We start from the raw sequence: 7,414 nt of genomic DNA on the forward strand, positions 1-7,414 counted from the left end.
CATCGCGCGGTCAACGCGCGGGCGGGGATGGTTGCGGCCAGCGCGCAAAACAGATATTAGCGCCTGTCGCCACGGGCGCGGCGGTCACGCCCGCCACGGTCACCACGGCCGTTTCTGTCGCCACGGTCGCCCCTGTCGGAACGGGGAGGACGGGCGGTTTCTTCGGGGTTCCAAGGGTGGCCCTGTTCTTCAAGCAGCACGGCCTTGCGGCTGGCGCGGATGCGGTCGCCGTTGATCTCGATGACCTTGACCATCATGTCTTCGCCAAGGCGAGCCACGTCGCCGGGCTGTTCCACGCGGTTGATGTCGAGCTGCGAAACGTGCACAAGGGCTTCCACATTGGGCAGCACTTCCACGATGGCGCCGATTTCCATGATCTTGCGAACCTTGGCCAGATAGTTCTTGCCGAGGTCGGGGCGCTGGTCGTAGTACGAAACCATCTCGCGGGCCTTTTCAAGGGCGTCGGCTGTGGGGGCGAAAATGGAAACGCGACCGGAATCTTCGATATCAACCGAAGCGCCGGTAGCGGCCGTGATAGCCTTGATGTTCTTGCCGCCGGGGCCAATGATGAGGCGGATGATGTCGGGATTCACGAACACTTCGGCGTGCTGCGGAGCAAAGCGCGAGAGTTCCTTGCGGGGCTCGGCAATGGCCTTGGCCATTTCTTCCAGAATGTGGTGACGGCCTTCGTGAGCCTGCTGCATGGCGGCGCGCATGATCTCGGTGGTGAGGCCGGTGATCTTGATGTCCATCTGCACGCCGGTGACGCCTTCGGCAGTACCGGCAATCTTGAAGTCCATGTCGCCGAGGGCGTCTTCGTCACCGAGAATGTCGGTGAGCACGATGAACTTGTCGCCTTCCTTGATCAGGCCCATGGCCACACCGGCCACGGGGGCGCTGATGGGCACGCCGGCGTCCATGAGCGAGAGCGAACCGCCGCACACGGCAGCCATGGAGGATGAACCGTTGGATTCCAGCGTTTCGGACACTACACGCAGGGTAAAGGGAAACGAAGCGTCAGCGGGCAGCACGGGGCGCAACGACTTTTCAGCCAGGGCACCGTGACCGATTTCGCGGCGCGAAACGCGCACGGGCTTCACTTCGCCCACAGAGAAGGGCGGGAAGTTGTAGTGCAGCATAAAGCGCTTGGTCACGTCGCCGGTCAGCGAATCCATGCGCTGTTCGTCGGTGGAAGAACCAAGGGTGGTAACAACCATGGACTTGGTTTCGCCGCGGCGGAACAGGGCAGAACCGTGCGCGCGGGGCAGCATGCCGGTCTGGATCTGGATGGGACGCACGGTCTTGGTGTCGCGACCGTCAATACGCGTGCCTTCGTTAACAATGCGGGCGCGCACGAGCTTCTTTTCAAGGTCGCCCAGCATGTCGCCCACGCTCTTGAGTGCTGCGTCGTTTTCTGCCCAGGCCGGATCGCTCTTGAGAGTTTCCATGACCTTTTCTTTCACTGCCTTGCGGGCGTCCTTGCGGGCCATTTTTTCGGGCACGCGCACGGCTTCTTCCAGCCCAGCCGCAAGGGCCAGTTCCTTCACGCGGGCAACCAGAACCGAATCTTCGACGGGAGCGGTATAGGCCATCTTGGGCTTGCCAGCCAGTTCGCGCAGCTTGAGCTGGGCTTCAACCAGGGGCTGAATCTGCTGGCGGCCCCATTCAAGAGCGTCGATGATGACGTCTTCGGGCACAAAGCGGGCTTCGCCTTCCACCATGGTGAGGGCGTCGGCAGAGGCGGCAAAAACGATGTTGAGGTCGCTCTGTTCCTGCTGCTCAAAGGTGGGGTTGAGCACAAATTCGCCGTTGATGCGGCCAATGCGACCGCCAGCCACCGGGCCGTCGAAGGGCAGGGGCGACAGCATCACGGCGGCCGAGGCACCCGTAAGAGCCAGCACGTCAGAGTCGTTTATCTGGTCGGCAGAGATGACGCTGGCGAGCACCTGCACGTCTTCGTTCAGGCCCTTTTTGGGAAACAGGGGGCGCAGGGGGCGGTCGATAAGACGCGAAACCAGGGTTTCACGCTCGGAGGGACGGCCAATTTCGCGGCGGAAAAAGCTGCCGGGAATGCGACCAGCGGCGTACATCTTTTCGCTGTATTCAACAGTAAGGGGAAAGAAACCCTTGTCGAACTCGAGGCTCTGCGAGCAAACGGTGACAAGCACCACCGTGCCGCCGCACTGGATCCATACGGAACCGTGGGCCTGATTGGCCATGCGGCCTGTTTCAAAGATAACTTCTTTGCCGCCAACCTGGGCTGTAACCCGGATAGGATTAAAAATGTCCTGATACATAAAAATTCCTTTGCGTAGGGCGAAGGGGATTCCGGCAAAAGCGGGCAGATCGCTGGCCTTGGGCCTCTGCCTGATTTTCCCGGACCCCCCTTCTTCGCGTTTGTACCCTTGGTGGGTTTTGATTCAAGCAACAAGGGGGAGCGCTGGCTCCCCCTTGCGCGTCAGAGTCTTACTTGCGCAGACCGAGCTTTTCGATAAGAGCGCGGTAACGCTGGACGTCTTTCTTCTTCAAGTAACTCAGAATGTTACGGCGGCGACCAACCAGTTTGAGCAGGCCGGTGCGCGAGTGGAAGTCCTTTTTGTGTTCTTTGAAGTGGCCGGTGAGGTCTTCAATACGGGCGGTGAGCAGGGCCACCTGAACTTCCGGAGAACCGGTATCGCCCTCGTGTTTGGCGTGGGCATCAATAACGGCTTTCTTGTCGCTGGCATCCATTACCACAGCAGTACTCCTTGATAGTCGGGGTTAGTTCCAAAGTCCCCGCAATACGGTCCAACATGGGCCAGCAGGCGTAACCTCAAGCTGCGCAAGAGCCAGGGCGGTGCCCTGTTCCATCAGCAGCGCAAAGCCTTCTGCAGGCTCGAGGGCAACCTTGCCTTGCGCCTGGGCACGCTCAAGAGCTTCCGCGTTTGCGGTTGTACCTGGGCGGCAGGGCACGGCAATGCCATTGCGCACGCGAGCCGCTTCATCCGGCGTGAGCTCAACCCTTGGCCAGTGGGGCAGCGCTTCCTCAATGGGGCGCACGCAGCCTGGCAACAGGGTTGGGTCAGCCGTGAAGTCCGCGGGATCGCGAGCCACATCGAGGCCGAAGGGGTGACTATACTCTCGGATCAGTTCAGTGAGCACGGCTCCACACCCTAGGCGCGTCCCCAAGCTGTGGGCCAGGGAGCGTATATAGGTGCCAGAACTACAAGCGACCCGAAAGCTCACAAACGGAAGACTCACACTGAGTGTTTCCGCAAGTGAAATTTCCATGCGTTTGACCTTGGCGGGGGCTTCTACGCCCTTACGCGCCAGTTTGTACAGCGGCTGCCCTTCATGCTTGGCCGCCGAATAGGGCGGCACGGGCTGCTCGGTAAGCTCAAGCCACGCGGTAATTTCGCGGCGCACGTCAGCTTCGCTCACATGCTCCCACGGTGCTTCGGCCACCACCTTGCCCTCGATATCCCAGGTGTCGGTGGTCTGGCCCAGGCGGAACGTGCCGCGATAAACCTTGCCGCCCCCGGCCAGCAAATGCCCGGAGAGCTTGGTGGCCTGCCCAAGCAGTACCAGCAGCACCCCTGAAGCAAGCGGATCAAGCGTACCCGCATGCCCGATTTTTTTCTGCCCCAGACGTTTGATCGCCGTAAGGCAGCGGGCCGAAGTGGGCCCGGAAGGCTTGCGCAATACCAGAATGCCGTGCTGCTGGGGCAACTGGGCCGCCCCGGAGCGTTTTTCCGGCTGCCGGTCTGTGGTGCTGGGTGCGGCATCCGCCGCTGTGGTCATACTCATACGCAAGATGTTACCTTAGCCGCAGAGCGGGCATAAGTCAAAAAAATATCGGCGGCAGAGGCTGCTGACAGGGCAAAAACCCTGCTGCCCGCAAACCGGTCAGAAGGCGGCTCAGGCCACGCCCTCAGCATCCAGCTCTTCCGCTATGGCGGCTAGCAGTTGTGCGCCTGCCGATTCCATGTCGGCGCGCAGGGTGCCACCCGCAGCATTACGGTGACCGCCGCCGCCCAGTCGGGCTGCGGCCGCGCGCACGTCTATGGAACCGTATGAGCGCAGGCTGAATTTGCAGCTGCTGGGCGAATCTTCGCGCAGCACCGCAGCAACATGCACGCCGCGCAGGCGGCGCAGCTGCTCCACAAAGCCTTCAAGGTCTTCCTTGAGGGCGCTGCATTTGCGCAGGTCTTCAAGAAATACAGGACAAAAACACACGCTGCCAGCCCGTTCAAGGCGCGCACGCTGCAATAGCTGACCCCAGAGGGTCAGGCGACCACGACTCCAGGTATTTTCAAGGCGTTCGCGCAACAGGGCGATGTCGCAGCCGTGTTCGACCATATGGGCCGTGAGATAGAGCACGTCGGCGCTGGTGTTGCCGTGGCAGAATCCGCCGGTATCGGTAATGATGCCGAGAGCGATGGCTGTGGCAAGCTCACCCGTGAGGGGCAGGTCGGCGGCAAGGGCCACATAGGCCATAAGCTGGGCTGTGGCGGCCGCTGTGGGTTCAACCCAGTTGGCAGCGTTGCCCATGCCGTCTCCGCCGAGGTGGTGGTCGATGTTTACCGTTACCAGTTCTGGCAGGCGGGCGGCCAGCTCGCGACCAAGGCGGTCGGGTTCGCCACAGTCAAGCAGCACCGCGCAGCGGGGCTTGAAGGGCGGGTGCTCAAGCGTGGTGTGTACCACACCGGGCATGGAAAAAAAGTCCAGATAGCCGGGCAGGCCAGGCTGGGCATAGACCATGAATTCCTTGCCCATGGAGCGGAGCACATGACCGGCCGCAGCCACCGCGCCAGCGGCGTCGCCGTCGGGGTTTACGTGGGCTGCCACGATCACCTGATCGAGATCACGAAAAGCCTGAGCCATTCGTTCTGCGCCCTGGCGAAATTTCTGGGGAATAAGATCAGTCCGCTGCATAAATCTCCACTTGGCTATCCACCATTTCTTCCGGGCAAACAGCTTCCATCATGAGAGCGCATTTGTCCATGCGACTGCGCAGATGTGGTTCGCTGTTGGAAATGGATACCACCGCCAGCCGAAGCCGTGAAAGGCTGTCTTCTGTTCCTGCCTCGGCAATGGCGACATTGAATTTGTTTCGTGTTTTCTGTTTCAGACTGTTGGCAACCCGGCGCTTGGCCTTGAGGTTGTCGTTGCCGTCCAGGCTGAATTCTACGGTAAGAACCGCCATAAACATGGTCATAGGCTGGATTCCTGCCAGCGAAAGGCGTTTGCAGGATTGCCGCGCTGCGGGGAGAGGGCTGCGGCATGGCCCGGAAGCCGGAAGCCGCGCACGGCATGTAGTTAAAGCCTGATGCGCCGTCCGCAAGGGCAGAGGCATTCAAAAAAGGAAGGGAGACCGGGATTGCGGCCTCCCTTCCTCGTTACATTATTTCTACAGGGTGGCGGCTTCTTCGACAGTTTCAAAGGCTTCGATGATGTCGCCTATCTTCACGTCGTTGAAGTTTTCAAGGCCCACGCCGCACTCGTTGCCCTTAACCACTTCCTTGGAATCATCCTTGAAGCGCTTGAGCGAAGAGATTTTGCCGGTGTAGACCACCACGCCGTCGCGCAGCAAACGCACACCCGCGTTACGGGCGATCTTGCCGTCGGCCACATACGAGCCGGCGATAACGCCAACCTTGGGCACGCTGAAGGTATCACGCACTTCGGCCTGACCGAGGTAAACCTCGCGCTGCACGGGCGCGAGCATACCGGCCATGGCGCTCTTGATGTCATCCACAAGCTTGTAGATGATTTCGTAGAAGCGGATATCCACGTTTTCGTGGTCGGCCACGTCCTTGATCTTGGAAGTGGGACGCACGTTGAAGCCGATGATGATGGCCTGCGATGCAGAAGCCAGCAGAATGTCGGATTCGGTGATTGCGCCGGTACCGCCGTGCACCACGTTGATGCGTACCTTTTCCGTGCTCTGCTTGTTGAGAGCTTCGGTAATGGCTTCGAAGCTGCCCTGCACGTCGGCCTTGACCACAAGGTTGAGGGTCAGGGTTTCCTGATCGGACTTACGCTGCGACAGGAAGGTTTCAAGGGTGACGCGCGATTCGGAGGCCAAGTCGCGTTCACGCTGCTTGACCGCGCGGGAATCGGCAATGCGGCGGGCGACCTTTTCGTCCGAAACCACAAAGAATTCCTCACCGGCTTCCGGTACGCCTTCAAAACCCTGCACTTCAACTGGCAGCGAGGGGCCGGCGTCCTTGACCTTCTTGCCCTGGTCGCTCATGAGCGCGCGCACACGGCCCGAGAAAGTACCGCACACAAAGCTGTCGCCCTGGCGCAGGGTACCTTCCTGAATAAGCACGGTGGCGATGGGGCCACGGCCCTTGTCGAGCTTGGCTTCCACGATGTGACCGCGGGCGGGCTTGTCGGGGTTGGCCTTGAGTTCCATGATTTCGGACTGAAGGGCAACCATTTCAAGCAGTTCGTCCAGACCCATACGGCTCTTGGCCGAAACCTTGGCAACGATGGTATCGCCGCCCCATTCTTCGGCCTGCAGGCCCAGCTCTGCCAGTTCGCGCAGCACGCGGTCGGGCTCGGCACCGGGCTTGTCCATCTTGTTCACGGCAACCATGATGGGCACATTGGCGGCACGTGAGTGGTTGATGGCTTCGCGGGTCTGCTCCATGACGCCGTCGTCGGCGGCAACCACCAGAATAACAAGGTCGGTCACCTGGGCGCCGCGGGCACGCATGGCCGTAAAGGCTTCGTGGCCGGGCGTATCAAGGAACACGATTTCACCGCGCTTGGTCTTGACGTGGTAGGCGCCAATGTGCTGGGTGATACCGCCGGCTTCGCCGCTGGTGACGTTGGACTTGCGTATGGCGTCGAGCAGCGAGGTTTTACCGTGGTCAACGTGACCCATGATGGTAACCACGGGCGGGCGCGGCTTGAGAGTTTCAGGCGCGTCCACTTCCTTGGGAACCAGATAATCATCTTCAGAGAAGCCGACCTTTTCAACTTCGTACCCGAATTCGGCGGCCACCAGGGTGGCGGTGTCGATATCGAGGGTCTGGTTGATGGTGGCCATGATGCCAAGACCAAAGAGAACCTTGATGATCTCGTTGGCCTTCAGGCCCATCTGGTGGGCCATGTCGGCGACACGGATGGCTTCGGTAATACGGATTTTGCGCTTGGCCGCCTTCAGGGGCTGGGTGGACTGCGGCGCAACAGATGAACGGCCCTGCTTGCGACGGCCCTTGCCCCTGTTCAGACGACCGCTGTCGTCATCGTCGCTGCGGCGACCAAAATCGCCCTGCTGGAAGTCAACAGTACGACGACCCTTCAGGCGCTTCTTCTTGCTCTGCCCGTCGCGGGAATCAGAGGGAGAAGCAGGCGCTGCCTGCTGGCCAAAGCCGCCAGCGGGACCACCGGGGCGGGGGCCGCCAGCCGGGCGGGGCGCGCC

Annotated in this window: 6 protein-coding genes; all 6 read right to left on the bottom strand. The window is 60.9% G+C overall.

Annotated features, from left to right (window positions below; genetic code table 11):
• Nucleotides 1-56 precede the first annotated feature (56 nt).
• Nucleotides 57-2,297 carry a polyribonucleotide nucleotidyltransferase gene (pnp, locus tag F8N36_RS05435; RefSeq protein ID WP_291331783.1) on the bottom strand — a complete coding sequence of 747 codons (2,241 nt, stop codon included), beginning with the start codon at nucleotides 2,295-2,297 and terminating at the stop codon, nucleotides 57-59.
• Between the two features lie 169 nt (nucleotides 2,298-2,466).
• Nucleotides 2,467-2,736, bottom strand: coding sequence for a 30S ribosomal protein S15 (gene rpsO, locus F8N36_RS05440; RefSeq protein ID WP_291331784.1), 270 nt, complete (start codon nucleotides 2,734-2,736; stop codon nucleotides 2,467-2,469).
• Between the two features lie 24 nt (nucleotides 2,737-2,760).
• Nucleotides 2,761-3,708, bottom strand: a complete 948-nt coding sequence (gene truB, locus F8N36_RS05445) for a tRNA pseudouridine(55) synthase TruB (RefSeq protein WP_291331792.1) — start codon at nucleotides 3,706-3,708, stop codon at nucleotides 2,761-2,763.
• Nucleotides 3,709-3,897: 189 nt separating this feature from the next.
• The gene (locus F8N36_RS05450; RefSeq protein WP_291331785.1) at nucleotides 3,898-4,914 is read right to left on the bottom strand and encodes a DHH family phosphoesterase; all 1,017 of its coding nucleotides are present in this window, start codon (nucleotides 4,912-4,914) and stop codon (nucleotides 3,898-3,900) included.
• Entirely contained in the window at nucleotides 4,901-5,191 is a 291-nt protein-coding gene (locus F8N36_RS05455; protein WP_291331793.1) for a DUF503 domain-containing protein, read from the bottom strand. The genes F8N36_RS05450 and F8N36_RS05455 overlap by 14 nt, the downstream gene beginning before the upstream one ends.
• Nucleotides 5,192-5,389: 198 nt before the next feature.
• Nucleotides 5,390-7,414 (bottom strand): translation initiation factor IF-2 (gene infB, locus F8N36_RS05460; protein ID WP_291331786.1); only part of this gene is annotated, 2,025 nt, incomplete at its 5' end.

It is taken from the genome of Desulfovibrio sp., assembly GCF_009712225.1.
Lineage (GTDB): Bacteria > Desulfobacterota > Desulfovibrionia > Desulfovibrionales > Desulfovibrionaceae > Desulfovibrio.

Bases quoted from the DNA above. Each gene is read 5' to 3' on its own strand.
- F8N36_RS05455 (WP_291331793.1), bottom strand. From the start codon at position 5,191: ATGTTTATGGCGGTTCTTACCGTAGAATTCAGCCTGGACGGCAACGAC.
- pnp (WP_291331783.1), bottom strand. From the start codon at position 2,297: ATGTATCAGGACATTTTTAATCCTATCCGGGTTACAGCCCAGGTTGGC.
- F8N36_RS05450 (WP_291331785.1), bottom strand. From the start codon at position 4,914: ATGCAGCGGACTGATCTTATTCCCCAGAAATTTCGCCAGGGCGCAGAA.